Origin of the sequence: Curtobacterium sp. BRB10 (assembly GCF_031844325.1) — a bacterium.
In the GTDB taxonomy this organism is placed as follows: Bacteria; Actinomycetota; Actinomycetes; order Actinomycetales; family Microbacteriaceae; genus Curtobacterium; species Curtobacterium poinsettiae_A.
In genome coordinates this window covers 123,238-138,615 of record NZ_JAUZVA010000003.1, presented here as the reverse complement: position 1 = coordinate 138,615, position 15,378 = coordinate 123,238, and the positions used below count along the sequence as shown (strand labels likewise).

General features: G+C 70.2%; 10 protein-coding genes. 1 reads left to right on the top strand and 9 read right to left on the bottom strand.

Annotated elements, in window-relative coordinates; translation table 11 throughout:
* Positions 1–14: 14 nt before the first annotated feature.
* Together Q9R26_RS07435 and uvrB are read right to left on the bottom strand one after the other, a co-directional pair.
* A complete protein-coding gene (locus Q9R26_RS07435) occupies positions 15–932 on the bottom strand; it encodes an SDR family NAD(P)-dependent oxidoreductase (protein ID WP_311226920.1) in 918 nt (305 codons plus the stop codon).
* Positions 922–2,994, bottom strand: a complete 2,073-nt coding sequence (gene uvrB, locus Q9R26_RS07430; RefSeq protein ID WP_307804593.1) for an excinuclease ABC subunit UvrB — start codon at positions 2,992–2,994, stop codon at positions 922–924. The genes Q9R26_RS07435 and uvrB overlap by 11 nt, the downstream gene beginning before the upstream one ends.
* A gap of 170 nt (positions 2,995–3,164) precedes the next feature.
* Here uvrB and Q9R26_RS07425 point away from each other — a divergent pair, with 170 nt between their 5' ends.
* Positions 3,165–4,493: an MFS transporter gene (locus Q9R26_RS07425; RefSeq protein WP_311226919.1), complete on the top strand. Its 1,329-nt coding sequence runs from the start codon at positions 3,165–3,167 to the stop codon at positions 4,491–4,493.
* 220 nt (positions 4,494–4,713) lie between these two features.
* Here Q9R26_RS07425 and Q9R26_RS07420 read toward each other — a convergent pair whose 3' ends face one another.
* The 7 genes from Q9R26_RS07420 to polA all read right to left on the bottom strand — a co-directional run bounded on the left by Q9R26_RS07420 (position 4,714) and on the right by polA (position 15,266).
* Positions 4,714–5,958, bottom strand: a complete 1,245-nt coding sequence (locus Q9R26_RS07420) for an acyltransferase (RefSeq protein WP_311226918.1) — start codon at positions 5,956–5,958, stop codon at positions 4,714–4,716.
* Positions 5,959–6,005: 47 nt separating this feature from the next.
* A complete protein-coding gene (locus Q9R26_RS07415) occupies positions 6,006–7,502 on the bottom strand; it encodes an AMP-binding protein (RefSeq protein ID WP_311226917.1) in 1,497 nt (498 codons plus the stop codon).
* A gap of 22 nt (positions 7,503–7,524) precedes the next feature.
* Positions 7,525–8,568, bottom strand: coding sequence for a BPSS1187 family protein (locus Q9R26_RS07410; protein ID WP_262138216.1), 1,044 nt, complete (start codon positions 8,566–8,568; stop codon positions 7,525–7,527).
* On the bottom strand, positions 8,565–9,167 hold the full coding sequence (gene coaE, locus Q9R26_RS07405; RefSeq protein ID WP_311226916.1) for a dephospho-CoA kinase: 603 nt from the start codon (positions 9,165–9,167) through the stop codon (positions 8,565–8,567). The genes Q9R26_RS07410 and coaE overlap by 4 nt, the downstream gene beginning before the upstream one ends.
* 92 nt (positions 9,168–9,259) lie before the next feature.
* On the bottom strand, positions 9,260–10,735 hold the full coding sequence (gene rpsA / locus Q9R26_RS07400; RefSeq protein ID WP_182066416.1) for a 30S ribosomal protein S1: 1,476 nt from the start codon (positions 10,733–10,735) through the stop codon (positions 9,260–9,262).
* 158 nt (positions 10,736–10,893) lie between these two features.
* Positions 10,894–12,573, bottom strand: coding sequence for a DUF885 domain-containing protein (locus tag Q9R26_RS07395; protein WP_311226915.1), 1,680 nt, complete (start codon positions 12,571–12,573; stop codon positions 10,894–10,896).
* 50 nt (positions 12,574–12,623) lie between these two features.
* Entirely contained in the window at positions 12,624–15,266 is a 2,643-nt protein-coding gene (gene polA, locus Q9R26_RS07390) for a DNA polymerase I (protein ID WP_311226914.1), read from the bottom strand.
* Positions 15,267–15,378: the final 112 nt, after the last annotated feature.

Genomic DNA, 15,378 nt, shown 5'->3' with positions numbered 1-15,378 from the left:
GCCGGGATGGAGGGTCAGACGAGTGCGTCGAGAGCGAACGCGACACCGGATGCACGCTCGCTCGCTGCCCAGAGCTGCGCTGCGACCGTCCGGTCGTGCGCCCGTGGTTCCGCCGCGACCACGGCGGCCGGGCCACGGAGCTGCATCCAGCCCGCCGGACCCCAGTACTCCCCCGAACGCACGTCCGCACCGACGGCCGCATGCACGAGCGGCTGGGCGCCGAGGTCCTTGCCCTGGGCGACGATGCGCTGCGCCGGGCGGATCCACTCGGGCTCGGGTCGTGCCGGGCTGACCTCCGGGCGTGCCGGTGACAGGCGGTCGAGCGACAGGCCGGGGTGCGCGACGACGCTCGAAACGGACGACCCCGAGTCGGCCAGTCGCCCGGCGAGCTCGAAGCCGAACAGCATCACCGCGAGCTTGCTCCTGGCGTACTGGCGGTGGCTCGAGTACTGACCGACGCCGAGCGGATCGGTCGCGTCGAGCTGGGCGAACCGATGGGCGATCGACCCGAGGTGCACGACCCGGCCGGCTCGTCGTTCGAGCAGGGGCAGGACCAGGGCGGTCCACGCGAAGTGCCCGAGGTGGTTCGTTCCGATCTGCAGCTCGGTGCCCTGTGCCGTGCTCCCCCGCGTCGACGCCCCGACGACCCCGGCGTTGTTCACGACCGCGTCGACGCCGTCGGGCTCCAGCGCGGCGAGTTCGTCGGCAGCGGCACTGACCGAGTCGAGGTCGGCGAGGTCGAGGTGGACGTGCGCGAGCGAGGCGCCGTCGACGTGCCGCCGGATGCTGCGCTCGGCGGCGTCCGCCCGACCGCGGTCGCGCGTCGCCAGCACCACACGGTGCCCCGCCGCGGCGAGCTGCTCGGCGGCGTGGTAGCCGAGCCCGGCGCTCGCACCGGTGACGACGACCGCACGGGCGCCGTCAGCTGACATGCCCGGCCGACTCCATCTGGCGCAGGGCCTTCTTCAGGTCCTGCACCTCGTCGCGCAGTCGCGCCGCGAGCTCGAACTTCAGCTCGGCCGCAGCCTGGAGCATCTGGTCGTTCAGGTCGGCGATGGTGGCACCGAGCTGCGTCGCGCCCTCGCCCGCGATGCCGCCGCGCTTGAGGTTCGGCGTGGGCGACCGACGGCCGTCGGTGCCGGGGCGACCCTGCAGGAGCGCCTTCGTGTCGTCGTTCTCGCGCTGCAGGACCTCGGTGATGTCCGCGATCTTCTTGCGCAGCGGCTGGGGGTCGATGCCGCGCTCCAGGTTGTAGGCGACCTGCTTCTCGCGACGGCGATCGGTCTCCTCGATCGCGATCTTCATGGAGTCGGTCATCTTGTCGGCGTACATCAGCACCTGGCCCGACACGTTGCGGGCAGCGCGACCGATCGTCTGGATGAGCGACGTCGACGACCGGAGGAAGCCTTCCTTGTCGGCGTCGAGGATCGCGACGAGCGACACCTCGGGCAGGTCGAGGCCCTCGCGCAGCAGGTTGATGCCGACGAGCACGTCGTAGACGCCCTGCCGCAGCTCGGTCAACAGCTCGACGCGCTTCAGGGTGTCGACGTCGGAGTGCAGGTACCGGACGCGCACGCCGGCGTTCCCGAGGAAGTCGGTGAGTTCCTCCGCCATGCGCTTGGTCAGCGTGGTGACGAGGACGCGTTCGTCCTTCTCGACCCGCTGCTTGATCTCCTCGAGCAGGTCGTCGATCTGGCCGTCGCTCGGCTTGACCACGATCTCTGGGTCGATCAGGCCGGTCGGGCGGATGATCTGCTCGACGACGCTGTCGGTGACCCCGAGCTCGTAGCGCCCGGGGGTGGCCGACAGGTAGACCTTCTGCCCGACGCGCTCGAGGAACTCCTCCCACTTCAGGGGGCGGTTGTCCATCGCGCTCGGCAGGCGGAACCCGTGTTCGACGAGGGTGCGCTTGCGCGAGGCGTCGCCCTCGTACATCGCGCCGATCTGCGGCACGGTGACGTGCGACTCGTCGATGACGATGAGGAAGTCGTCGGGGAAGTAGTCGATGAGGCAGTGCGGCGCTTCGCCCGGACCACGGCCGTCCATGTGCCGCGAGTAGTTCTCGATACCCGAGCAGAACCCGATCTGCTCCATCATCTCGATGTCGAACGTGGTGCGCATCCGGAGGCGCTGGGCCTCGAGCAGCTTGCCCTGGCCCTCGAGCTCGGCGAGCCGTTCCGCGAGCTCTTCCTTGATGGAGGCGATCGCGCGGTGCATCACGTCGGTGTCCGCGACGTAGTGCGAGGCCGGGAAGATCGACACGGCGGGCAGGTCGTCGATGACGTTGCCGGTGAGGGGGTGCAGCGAGGAGAGCGCTTCGATCTCGTCACCGAACATCTCGATGCGGATCGCGTGCTCTTCGTACATCGGGATGATCTCGATGGTGTCGCCCCGCACCCGGAAGGTGCCCCGGGCGAAGTCGACGTCGTTGCGCTGGTACTGCATGGCGACGAACTTACGGACGAGCTGGTCGCGGGAGATCGTCTGACCGACGTGGAGCGCGACCGATGCGTTCATGTACTGCTCGGGGGTGCCGAGACCGTAGATGCAGGAGACGGTGGACACCACCACGGTGTCACGACGGCTGAGCAGCGAGTTCGTCGTGGAGTGCCGGAGCCGTTCGACCTCAGCGTTGACCGAGGAGTCCTTCTCGATGAAGGTGTCCGTCTGCGGGACGTACGCCTCGGGCTGGTAGTAGTCGTAGTACGAGACGAAGTACTCGACCGCGTTGTTCGGCATCAGGCCGCGGAACTCGTTGGCGAGCTGCGCCGCGAGGGTCTTGTTGTGCGCGAGCACGAGCGTCGGCCGCTGCACCTGCTCGATGAGCCACGCGGTCGTCGCCGACTTGCCGGTACCGGTCGCACCCAGCAGCACGACGTCGGTCTCACCGGCGTTGATCCGCCCGGCGAGTTCCGCGATGGCCGCGGGCTGGTCGCCACTCGGCGAGTACTCGCTGATGACCTCGAACGGACGCACCGCTCGGGTCGGTTCGATCGCAACACCCATGGCGACAACGGTAGTCGGCACCCCTGACACCGAGGACCGCTGCTCGCCCTCGGCGTATTGTCCGCTGCAAGCAGGCTCCAAGTCGACTGATGGTGACCAGGCATACCGTCCGATCCGACCAGTCACCCGACTCCTTCCCACTCCCCCGAAGAGGCCTCATGACCACGGCGACCCCGGCCGCACCGATCAAGGGCACCCCGTTCCGCGGACGCATCCGCGGTCGTGTGCTCGTCCTGCTCTGCTGCATGTACGCGATCTCGTACATCGACCGGACGAACATCTCGACCGCGTTGCCGCACATCACCGAGGAGTTCGGGTTCAACGAGGCGACCGCCGGCCTCATCGTCTCCGCGTTCTCGTTGCCGTACGCCCTGCTGCAGGTGTTCGGCGGCACGATCAGCGAGAAGTTCGGCCCGCGCCGTGCGCTCTTCGTCATCACGGTGATCTGGGGCGTCGCGACGCTCTGGACCGGGTTCGCCGTCGGCTTCTGGACCCTCTTCGCCGCACGGGCACTGCTCGGGCTGAGCGAGGCCGCGGCGTTCCCGACCGCCACGCAGGCGATGAGCCGGTGGATCCCCCGCGACCGGAACGGCTTCGCCCAGGGCGTGGTCCACTCGGCCGCCCGGCTCGGCAACGCTCTGGCCCCGCTCATCGTTGCGTGGGTGATCGGCGCGACGGGCAGCTGGCGCTGGGCGTTCTACGCCACCGCGGTGCTGTCCCTGGCGTGGGCGGTCGTCTGGTTCGTCTGGTTCCGCGACAAGCCCGAGTCCGCGAAGGGCATCACGCAGGTCGAGCTCGCCGAGCTCCCGCCGGTCGAGACGCGCGCGACCCGTCCCCCGGTGCCGTGGCGGCAGATGGCGAAGCAGATCCTGCCGGTCACCTTCGTCGACTTCGGGTACGGCTGGACCCTCTGGGTGTTCCTCACGTGGCTCCCGACGTTCCTCAGCTCCACCTACGGCCTGGAGATCGGCGACTTCGCCCTGTTCACCACCCTCATCCTGCTGGCCGGTGTCGTCGGGGACACGGTCGGCGGGATGCTCAGCGACCGCATCATCCACCGCGGCGGGAACACCCGGAACGCCCGCCGGATCATCCTGGTGATCGGCCTCGGCGGCTCGCTCCTCTGCCTCATCCCGCTCGTGATCGGTCAGGGGCTGCTCGTCGCGACGATCTCGCTGGCACTGTCGTTCTTCTTCCTCGAACTCTGCAACGCCAACCTCTGGGCGATCCCGATGGACGTCGCGCCGCAGTGGTCCGGCACGGCCTCCGGCTTCATGAACACCGGGTTCGGCATCGCCGGTGTCGTCTCGCCCATCGTCTTCGGGCTGCTCATCGACGCCTCGGGCTGGCAGGTTCCCTTCGCGCTCTCCTGTGTCCTGCTCGGAGCCGCGGCCGTCGTCGCGTGGTTCATGAAGCCCCAGCGGTTGACGTCCACCGACGGCGTGCTCGAGATCGGCACCCCGAAGGCCGAGCAGCGCTCGGCCTGACGGCCGCCAGCCGGAGCGCGGAACATGCGCCGGCCCTGGTGGTCCGCGCGCGACGGCCGGGAGGCGCGCATCGGGCCCGCCCCGCACCTCCCGGCCGCCGTGCCACGCGTCTACCGCCCGCACGGCTGGTGCGAGGTTCCGGACTCGGTGCGCTGGCGCCCCCGTCGCACCACGGACGGAACCTCGCACGAGAGCTGCGACGAGCGTGCACCGCGGGCGCTCAGCGCGTGGCGCGCCGCCCGACGTCGTCGGTCTCGCCGACGAGGGCGTCGTCCGGCTCCACCGGTTCCGGCGACCGCTGCGGCACCGCCGCGCCTGCGGAACGACGCGCCCGCGCCGCTCGCGACGCCCGAGAGGACAACGACGGCCGCCCGGTCAGCGGCACGCTGAGGGGCGTCCACCGGAACAGCTCGGTCACCGCGACGGACAGCACCAGCACGAGCACGTAGGTGACGAGGGTGAGCCACGGCCGTGGCACGACGGCCTCGAGCCGGCTGTCGCCGTAGAGCAGGATCCAGATGACGAACGGGTGGCTCAGGAAGATGCCGAACGAGCGGTCAGAGGCGTAGTCGACGAACCGGGCGGTCCGGTTCCCGGGGCGCCGTCGGTCCGCCCAGGCGGCGCCGATCGCCAGGAACCCGACGAACACCGCGGTGCTCCAGACCACCTGGATCGGCTGCAGCGGCGTCCCCGCGGCGTAGAGGGACTGCCCGAGGCCCACCTGGAGCGCCCACACGACGAGGGTCAGCCCCCCGACGCCGGCGGACCCCCACAGGACCGGACGCCGGTGGACCCGGATGAACCGCAGGAAGGCGTCGGCGTGGTCGGCGGCGATCGCCCCCGAGACGATGAAGAAGACGTACGAGAAGAAGAACTGCTTCTGGTACCCCTGCATCCACGCGTCGCTCGCCGGGAAGTACTTGTACCCGGCGAACACCACCAGCTGGACGAGGAGCGCCACGACCAGCACGGTCACGTGGTGCCCGCGGGTCCGGCGCACGAGCCAGACGATCACCGGCAGGAGCAGGTACACCTGCATCGTCACGAGCAGGAAGTACAGGTGGTACCACGAGGTGCCGGTGACGATGCCCTCGGCCGCGGTGCGCACCAGGTCCGGGACGTCGCCGCGGCGGGTCGGGCTCAGCAGCCACGCCGCCGCGACGTAGACGAACGACCACGCCAGGTACGGCACGCCCACGAGCAGGAACCGCTTCGGCCAGAACTGCGCCATCGGCCGCGGGCGCAGGGTGTAGCTGTACACGAGCACGAACGCGGTCAGCGAGAAGAAGACCAGCCGGGTGAAGTGCAGCAGGGCGAGCAGCGCGTTCAGCCCGACGTCGTCGGTGGCGGCGGTGTGGCTCGTGGTGTGCACCCCGATCACGCACGCGAACGTGAGGATGCGGAGCACGTCGACCTCGTACAGGTGCCGCGGCTTTCCCTCGGCCGTGCGCGTCGGCGTCTGCACCCCCGGCTCGTCGCCGTTCGATGCCGGCGACACGCGTGATGGTCCGTTCACGAGGGTCGGGCCATGGTCCGGACCTTGGCGCGCTGCACCTTGCCGGTGGGTGCACGCGGCAGGTCGGGCACGACGATGACCTCGACCGGTCGACGGAACCGGGTCAGGTGCGCCTCGGCCCGGGCCACGAGCTCGGCGACGAGGGCTGCGTGGTCGGTCGGTTCGTCGGGCTGCGGGATCACGTACGCGATCGGCACGGCACCGAGCACGTCGTCGGGACGGCCGACGACGACCGCCTCGAGCACGCGGGGGTCGCCGAGCAGGACGTCCTCGACCTCGGACGGGTAGACCTTCTCGCCACCGCGGTTGATGACGTCGTCGGAGCGCCCGGCCAGGGACACCCAGCCGTCGGCGCTCACGGAACCGACGTCACCGGTGTGGAGCCAGCCATCGGCGTCGAACCGCTCGGACGCACGACCCCCGAGGTACCCGCGGACGATCCCCTCGCCACGCACCCAGAGCGCGCCGATCTCGTCGGGAGGCAAGAGCGCCCCGTCCTCGCCGCGGACCTGCACCTCGCACCCGACCGGCACCCCGACGGTGCCGGGCCGGGCCGGTTCGTCGAGCGGGGTCGCCGTGATCTGCGAGGCGCCCTCGGTCATGCCCCAGCTCACGACGAGCGGCACGTCGCCGAGGGCGGCGCGCACGGGATCGGGCAGCGGCGCCGACGCACTGCGCACGAACCGCAGGCCCGGCGGGAACTCGAGCGGCCCGGTCTTCGTCAGGACGGCCAGGACCGCCGGGACGGCGTTGAGCCAGGTGATCCGTCGTTCCGCGAGCAGGTCCCAGAACCCGGTGCGGCGGAAGCGCCGGTCGAGCACGAGGGTCGCGCCGGCGACGAGCGTCGCGAGCAGTCCCACCACCTCGGCGTTGACGTGGAACAGCGGCAAGGAGTTGAACCCGCGGTCGTCCGGCACGAGCCGGTTGTGCCGCGCGACGGCCCGGGCGACGAACAGCAGCTGCGTCTCGGGCAGCTCGACGCCCTTCGGCGTGCCGGTCGACCCGGAGGTGAACAGCACGACGGACCCCTGGCCAGGCGCGTGCGGGCTGTCGGCGGGCAGGTCGCCGTCGCGGACGGCGGTCGGGAGGAACGTGGTGGGGTCGATCCCGCTGGCCGGCGCCCCGGGGACGGTCGCGTCCACCGCACGGTCGGACACGACGATGGACGCGCCGCCGATCAGGTCGGCGAGCCGGCCGGGCTCGCTGGCCGGCTGGCCGGTGTCGACGGGGATCGCCCGGCGTCCGGAGGCGACGGCACTCAGGTGCACGACCGCGAACGCGAGCGGGTCGCCCACGTCGACCAGGACGGCACCCGACGGGGCGATGCCGATCGCGTCGAAGGTCCGCGACCAGGCGGTCACCGTGTCGTCGAGCGCACGGTACGTGAGGACGCGCTCGGAGCGGGCGTCCTCGAGGAAGTGGCGCTCGCCCCCGTCGGCCGCACGGGCCCGGATGAGCGAGCGCAGATCGGGTTCATCGCGAACGGGCTGCACGCAGGAAGGCTATTGCGCGACCCTATGAGCGGTCGGAGGGAACAGCGGGATCTGTGGAGAACCGGTGCAGCATCCACTGCCACAGCGGGAGCATCCGAGGCTCGCCGTCACGGGTGAGCGGTGTCGAGTCCTTGATGATCAGGGAGTGCGCCTTGCCCTCGCCGCCGAGGTCGGTGAGGATCGCGTGCGGGTCGGCGCCGGCGAGTGGCGGCTCGGTGTCCGTCTCGAACGGCCCGGACACGCCACTCAGGCCGAGGACGTCCCACGAACCGGTGATGCGGGGGCCGAAGGTGTCCCGGACGTCGTCGATGGCGTACATCCGGTCCACCGGTGTCCGGCCCGGGCGGTCCATCCACGCTGCGTGTGCCGGCCCGCGCGACTCGACGGGCGAGGAGAACATCAGCGCGCCGTGGACACTGCGGATGTGCGCGATGTACGCCGCCTCTCCGCCGCCCTGCGAGTGCCCGGCGACCACGATGTCGTCCCAGACGATCCGGTCGTCGCCCTGGACGAACCGACCCCATCCGCCGTCGGGGTCGTGGTCGTCGAGGTACGCGACCGCGTCCCGGAACCGCGACACGATCGACCCGGCGGGACTGACCGCACTGAACTCCGAGGGCCGCGTGCCGTCGAAGCGGTTCCGCTGCACCATGCCGTAGCAGCGTGCGTCGGCCTCACACGTGCCGGACAGGGTGCGGCCGAGGTTCCAGTAGTCGAGGCCGAGCACGTGGTAGCCGTCGGCCAGGGCGGCCCCGAGGAACCGCTGGTACTCCGCGGGACGGGATCGGGTCGCCGGCAGGAACAGCAGGAGCGGACCGTCGGCCGAGGTGCGTGCGGCGAAGTCGTCGCGGTTCGGGGTGAGCCGCTCGCCGTTCACCGTGCCGAGCCGGAACCGGTGGAACTCCCCCATGGGCCCGTGTTCGTCGCCCGACGGCCGCTCGTGCACCGCGACCCGGCCGTTGTCCGCCACACGCTGGGCACCGAGGACGTTCGCGGCGACGAGCGACGCGGCCCCGATCGCCACGAGGACGATGGCGGCGATGACCAGGAGCAGGCGGTGGTTCACGGAGTGATCCGCGCCCACACCTCGTCAGCGGAGCGGATCGTCTGCTCGAGCGTCCCCGTGGCGTCGACCACGTGGTCGGCGAGGGCGAGACGATCGGCATCGCTCGCCTGGGCGGCGACGCGACGCTCGGCCTCGTCACGGGGCATCCCTCGGTGCTCGACGAGCCGTTCGATGCGCTGCGCCGCGGGGGCGTCGACCACCACGACGGCGTCGAACCGGAGCGGACGCGAGCCGCGGGCCTCGGCGAGCAAGGGCACGTCGTAGACCACCACGGCGTCGGGGTCGGCGTCCTCGGCGACGTCGAACGCCTGCTGCGCGAGCCGCCAGACCTCCGGATGCGTGATGGCTTCGAGGTCCTTCCGGGCCGCGGGGTCCGCGAACACGATCGACCCGAGCGCCGGCCGGTCGAGGGAACCGTCGGCGGCGATCACCGACGGACCGAACCGCTCGGCGACCTGCTCCAGGCCCGGGCTGCCCGGTGCCACGGCGTCCCGCGCCAGTCGGTCTGCATCGACGACGACGGCCCCGTGCTCCGCCCATCGCCGGGAAACGGTCGACTTGCCCGCGGCGATGCCGCCCGTGAGTCCGATGATGTGCACGGCAACAGGGTAACGACCCGTGCATCCGGAAACGCCGGAAGCCCGGCACCCTGTCAGGGGTGCCGGGCTTCCGGTCGGGACGAACCGCTCGATCAGTTGTTGGTCGAGCTGAGCTTCTCGCGGAGTGCCGCGAGCGACGCGTCGTCGGCCAGGGGGCTCGCGCCACCCGTCTCGCCGGCGAACGACGAGGTCGACGACGACGAGGAAGCCGAGGCCGGGAGGTCGAAGCCACCCTGCGCCTCGTCGGCGATGGTCTTCGCGACCTGCGCCTTGTGGGCTTCCCAACGCGCCTGGGCGGCCGCGTACTGGCCCTCCCACTCGGTGCGCTGCGTGTCGTAGCCCTCGAGCCACTCGTTGGTCTCCGGGTCGAAGCCCTCGGGGTACTTGTAGTCACCCTTGTCGTCGTACTCGGTCGGCATGCCGTAGAGCGCCGGGTCGAACTCGTCGCTCTCCGGGTCGACGCCCTCGTTCGCCTGCTTGAGGCTGAGCGAGATGCGGCGACGGTCGAGGTCGATGTCGATGATCTTCACGAAGACCTCGTCGTTGACCGAGACGACCTGCTCGGCGAGCTCGACGTGCTTGTTCGAGAGCTCCGAGATGTGCACGAGGCCCTCGATGCCGTCGGCAACGCGGACGAAGGCACCGAACGGGACGAGCTTCGTGACCTTGCCCGGTGCGATCTGACCGATCGCGTGGGTGCGGGCGAAGACCTGCCACGGGTCCTCCTGCGTCGCCTTGAGCGAGAGCGACACGCGCTCGCGGTCCAGGTCGACCTCGAGGATCTCGACGGTGACTTCCTGACCGACCTCGACGACCTCGCTGGCGTGCTCGATGTGCTTCCAGCTGAGCTCGGAGACGTGGACGAGACCGTCGACGCCGCCGAGGTCCACGAACGCACCGAAGTTGACGATCGAGGACACGATGCCCTTGCGGACCTGGCCCTTGTGGAGGTTGTTGAGGAACGTCGTCCGGGACTCGGACTGCGTCTGCTCGAGGAGCGCACGGCGCGACAGGACCACGTTGTTGCGGTTCTTGTCGAGCTCGAGGATCTTGGCCTCGATCTCCTGGCCGAGGTACGGCGTGAGGTCGCGGACACGACGGAGCTCGATGAGCGAGGCGGGGAGGAAGCCACGGAGGCCGATGTCGACGATGAGACCGCCCTTGACGACCTCGATGACCGTCCCGGTCACGACGCCGTCGGACTCCTTGATCTTCTCGACGTCGCCCCACGCACGCTCGTACTGCGCGCGCTTCTTCGACAGGATGAGGCGACCTTCCTTGTCCTCCTTCTGGAGAACCAGGGCCTCGACCTCGTCGCCGACCTCGACGACCTCGTTGGGGTCGACGTCGTGCTTGATCGAGAGCTCGCGCGAGGGGATGACGCCCTCGGTCTTGTAACCGACGTCGAGGAGGACCTCGTCGCGGTCGATCTTCACGACGGTGCCGGAGATGAGATCACCGTCGTTGAAGAACTTCAGGGTCTTCTCGACCTCGGCCAGGAAGTCATCAGCCGAACCGATGTCGTTGATGGCGACCTGCTTAGGAGCCTTGGTCGTAGTGGTTGTCATGTAGAGATTGCTCCGAACGGACATGAGTCGGGCCATGGCGTGCGGGGACTCGGCCCCCGTGGTGCACCGCCGTGGCGATTGGTTGAGTGGCGCGGATTGCGCCGCACAAGTCTAACCGCACCGGCGGAGGCCCCACAACCGGGCGTGTCGACGGCGCGTCACCCGACCAGGGCGGTCCGGAGGGTGTCGAGGCCGATGCTGCCGAGCGACAGCGCACGGTGGTGGAACGCCTTCAGGTCGAAGTCCGCTCCCTCGCGCGCAGCGACCTCGTCGCGGATGGACTCCCAGACGCGCTGACCCACCTTGTACGAGGGTGCCTGCCCCGGCCACCCGAAGTACCGGGCGACCTCGAACCGGACGAACGCCGGGTCCATGTTCACGTTCTGCCCCATGAAGTCGAGCGCGTACTCCCACGTCCAGCCGCCGCCGTCGGGGTTCGTCTTCTGCAGGTGCACGCCGATGTCGAGCACGACGCGGGCCGCACGCATCCGCTGCCCGTCGAGCATGCCGAGCCGGTCGCCGTCGTCGTCGAGGAACCCGAGCTGCTCCATCAGCCGCTCGGCGTACAGCGCCCAGCCCTCGACGTGCCCGGAGGACCCGGACAGCTGCCGGCGCCAGGTGTTCAGCTCGCCGCGGTTGTAGACGCCCTGACTGATCTGGAGGTGGTGTCCGGGGACGCCCTCGTGGTAGACCGTCGTCTTCTCGCGCCAGGTGCCGAACTCGGTGACGCCCTGGGGCACCGACCACCACATCCGGCCGGCACGGGAGAAGTCGTCGGAGGGGCCGCTGTAGTAGATGCCGCCCTCCTGCGTGGGAGCGATCCGGCACTCCAGGCGACGGATCGGGTCCGGGATGTCGAAGTAGGTACCGGCCATCGCGGCGATCGACGCGTCGCTCGTCTCCTGCATCCACCGCTGCAGCACGTCGGTTCCGTGCAGGATCCGGGACGGGTCGGTGTCGAGCACCTCGATCGCGCGGGCGACGCTCGCGCCGGACTCGATGCGGTCGGCGATGCGCTCCTGCTCGTCCCGCATGCGCGCGAGTTCCTCGAGGCCCCACTCGTACGTCTCGTCGAGGTCGACCACCGCACCGAGGAACCGGCGCGAGTGCAACTCGTAGGCCTCGCGACCGACGGCGTCGACGGGGGTGGCGAGCGGCAGCAGCTCGTGCTCCAGGAACTGCCCGAGCGACCGGTAGGCGGCCGAGGCGACCTGGGCACCACGGGTGAGCTCGGCGCGGAGCGTGTCCGGCACCGGCGAACCGTCGTCGAACGCGGCACCCTCGGCGAGGCGGGCGAAGAAGCCGTCCTCGGCGCCGTTCCTCGCTGCCTGCTCGGCGACCAGGGCGACCTGGCGCTTGGCCGGGGTGACGTCTTCGCGGGTGCCCTCGAGCAGGGTCTCGCGGATGCCCTCGAGCGCGTCCGGCAGCGCGTGCAGTCGGCTCGCGATGTCCTGCCAGTCCCGCTCGGTGGCGGTCGGCATCAGGTCGATGATCTCGCGGACCGACTGCGCCGGACTCGCGATGACGTTGAGGTCACGGAGGTGCAGCTTGCGCTCGTACGACTCCTGCACGAGGTCCAGTTCAGCGCCGAGGTCGGCCTTCGTCACCTGGTCCACGGCGTCGACGGCGGGAGCAGCGTCGAGTGCCCGCTTCGCACCGCGCGCGGCCTCGGCCATCGCGGCGGCACCGGCGGGCGAGGTGTCGCCGTACTCCCCCGTGCGTCCCGGGACGCCGATGTACGTGGCGGTCGTCGGGTCGAGGTCGACGAGGGTGGTGACCCAGTCCTCGGCGACGCGGTCGACGGCGGACGGCTGGCGGACAGGACGCTCTTCGCTCATGCCCCGACCCTACCGACCCGCGGGTCGGCAGGACTCCCGAGCCGCCCGGGTCAGTGGGCGGCGCTCTCCCAGTTCGACCCCACGCCGACCGAGACGTCGAGCGGGACGCTCAGCTCGGCGGCGCTGCCCATCCGGGTGCGGAGGATCTCCTCGACACGCTCCTGCTCACCCGGCGCGACCTCGAGGATGAGCTCGTCGTGCACCTGGAGCAGCAGGTGCGACTGCAGCTCGCCCTCGCGCAGGTCGTCGGCGACCCCGAGCATCGCGATCTTGATGATGTCGGCGGCCGAACCCTGGATCGGGGCGTTCAACGCGGCCCGCTCGGCGTTCTCGCGCAGGACCCGGTTCGGGCTCTTCAGGTCGGGGAACGGGCGGCGGCGTCCGAAGATCGTCTCGGTGTAGCCGTCCTCGCGCGCCTGCTCGACGACGTTGCGCAGGTAGTCGCGCACCGCACCGAAGCGGGCGAAGTACTCGGTCATCAGGGTGCGGGCCTCGGACTGCTCGATGCGCAGCTGCTTGGACAGGCCGAAGGCACTCAACCCGTAGGCCAGGCCGTAGGACATCGCCTTGACCTTGGTGCGCATCTCGTTGGAGACCTCGGACGGGTCGACCCCGAAGACCCGGGCACCGACGAAGCGGTGCAGGTCCTCGCCTTCGTTGAAGGCCTGGATGAGCCCCGGATCGCCGGAGAGGTGCGCCATGATCCGCATCTCGATCTGCGAGTAGTCGGCGGTCACGAGCGTCGTGTACGGCTCAGCGACCGCGAACGCCGACCGGATCCGGCGACCGACGGCCGTCTTCACGGGGATGTTCTGCAGGTTCGGGTCGGTCGACGAGACCCGGCCGGTGCTCGTACCGGTCTGCTCGTAGCGGGTGTGGATGCGCCCGTCGACCACGGCGGCGTCGAGCGTGTCGACGATCTGGCGGAGCTTCGTGGCGTCGCGGTGCTGCAGCAGGAGCCCGAGGAACGGGTGCGGGTGCTGTTCCTGCAGGTCGGCCAGGCTCGCGGCGTCGGTCGAGAACCCGGTCTTGGTCTTGCGGGTCTTCGGCATCGCGAGCTCGGTGAACAGGACTTCCTGCAGCTGCTTCGGCGACCCGAGGTTGACCTCGTGCCCGATCTCGGCGAACGCCTGCTGCGCGAGTTCGGCGGCGCGCTCCCCGAGTTCCTTCGACAGGCCGGTGAGCACCGGGCGGTCGATGCCGACACCGATGGTCTCCATGCCGGCCAGCACCGACACGAGCGGCAGCTCGATGTCGTCGAGGACCTGCAGCGAGGACGCGTCGATCCGGGCGCGCAGGGCGGTGGTGACGCGGAGCACGAACCACGCGTGCACCCCGACGTTCACGGGATCGGTCTCGGGGACCAGCTGGTTCGGGTCGGCCGTCGGCAGTTCTTCGCCGAGCTCCTGGTAGACGAGGTCGGACAGCGGCTGCCCCTGCTTGCCGGGCTGCGCGAGCCACCCCATGATCCGGGCGTCGCCGGCGATGCCGTTCACGACGAAACCGGCGGTGCCGAGCGCCTTGACGGCGGCCTTGGCGTCGTGGAAGTGCTTCGGGGCGTCGGAGGCGAACCAGGCCGAGAGCTGCTCGTAGTCCTTCGCGCCGCTGCCGCCGGGCACCAGCACGGCGTCGTCGTGGGTCGCGATGCCGATCGCGCTGAGGCGTCCGTCGATGACCTCGACCGCGACGCCGTAGCCGTTCGCCGCCTCGGTGGCGTTGCGGCGCTCGAGCCAGTAGCCGAGCTCTTCGTCGATCAGGGTCTTGACGGCCGGCGGGGTCGGCGCGCCGTCGGTGACGGTGCCCTCGGCCGCGGGCTCGGCGGGGTCGCCCGACCCGGCGACCTTGAAGACGCGGTCGAGCAGCGTCCGGAACTGCAGCTTCGCGAAGAGCTCGCGCACCGCGGTCTCGTCGACCGGGCGGAGCGCGACGTCGGCGGGACCGACGGGCAGCTCGACGTCGGTGACCAGGCGGTTGAGCCGGCGGTTCCGGATCGCCCGGTCCCGCTGCTCGCGCAGGTTGTTGCCGACGACGCCCTTGATCTCGTCGGCGTGCTCGAGGACGCCGTCGAGCGACCCGTACTGGGTCACCCACTTGACCGCCGTCTTCTCGCCGACCTTGTCGATGCCGATCAGGTTGTCGCTGGTCTCCCCGACGAGCGCGGCGATGTCCGGGTACTGGTGGGGCTCGATGCCGTAGCGCTCGTAGACCTTGTCGCGGTCGTAGCGGGTGAGTTCGGAGACACCGCGGACGGACGGGTAGAGCAGCGTGACGTCGTCGTTGACGAGCTGGATCGAGTCGCGGTCACCGGAGACCACGTAGACCGTGAAGCCCTGGTCGGCACCCTGCTTGGAGAGGGTCGCGAGGATGTCGTCGGCCTCGTAGTCCTCTTTCGTGACGGTGGTGATGCCCATCGCCTCGAGCGCCTGCTGCAGGAGCGGGATCTGTCCCTTGAACTCGGCCGGGGTCTCGGAGCGGGTGCCCTTGTACTCGGCGTACTCCCGCGTGCGGAACGAGAACCGGGAGATGTCGAACGCCACCGCCAGGTGGGTGGGCTTCTCGCGCTGCAGCAGCATCAGCAGCATCGAGATGAAGCCGTGGATCGCGTTGGTGTGCTGCCCCTCGCGGTTCACGAAGCTGTCGACCGGCAGGGCGTAGAAGGCCCGGAAGGCGAGCGAGTGGCCGTCGATGACCATGAGGGTAGGCTTTGCGGAGTCCGACACCCGGACAGCCTACCGACGCCCGCTGACACGGAAGGTCGACGCAGACCGTGACCGACGACACCACATCGACCACGATCGATCCCCG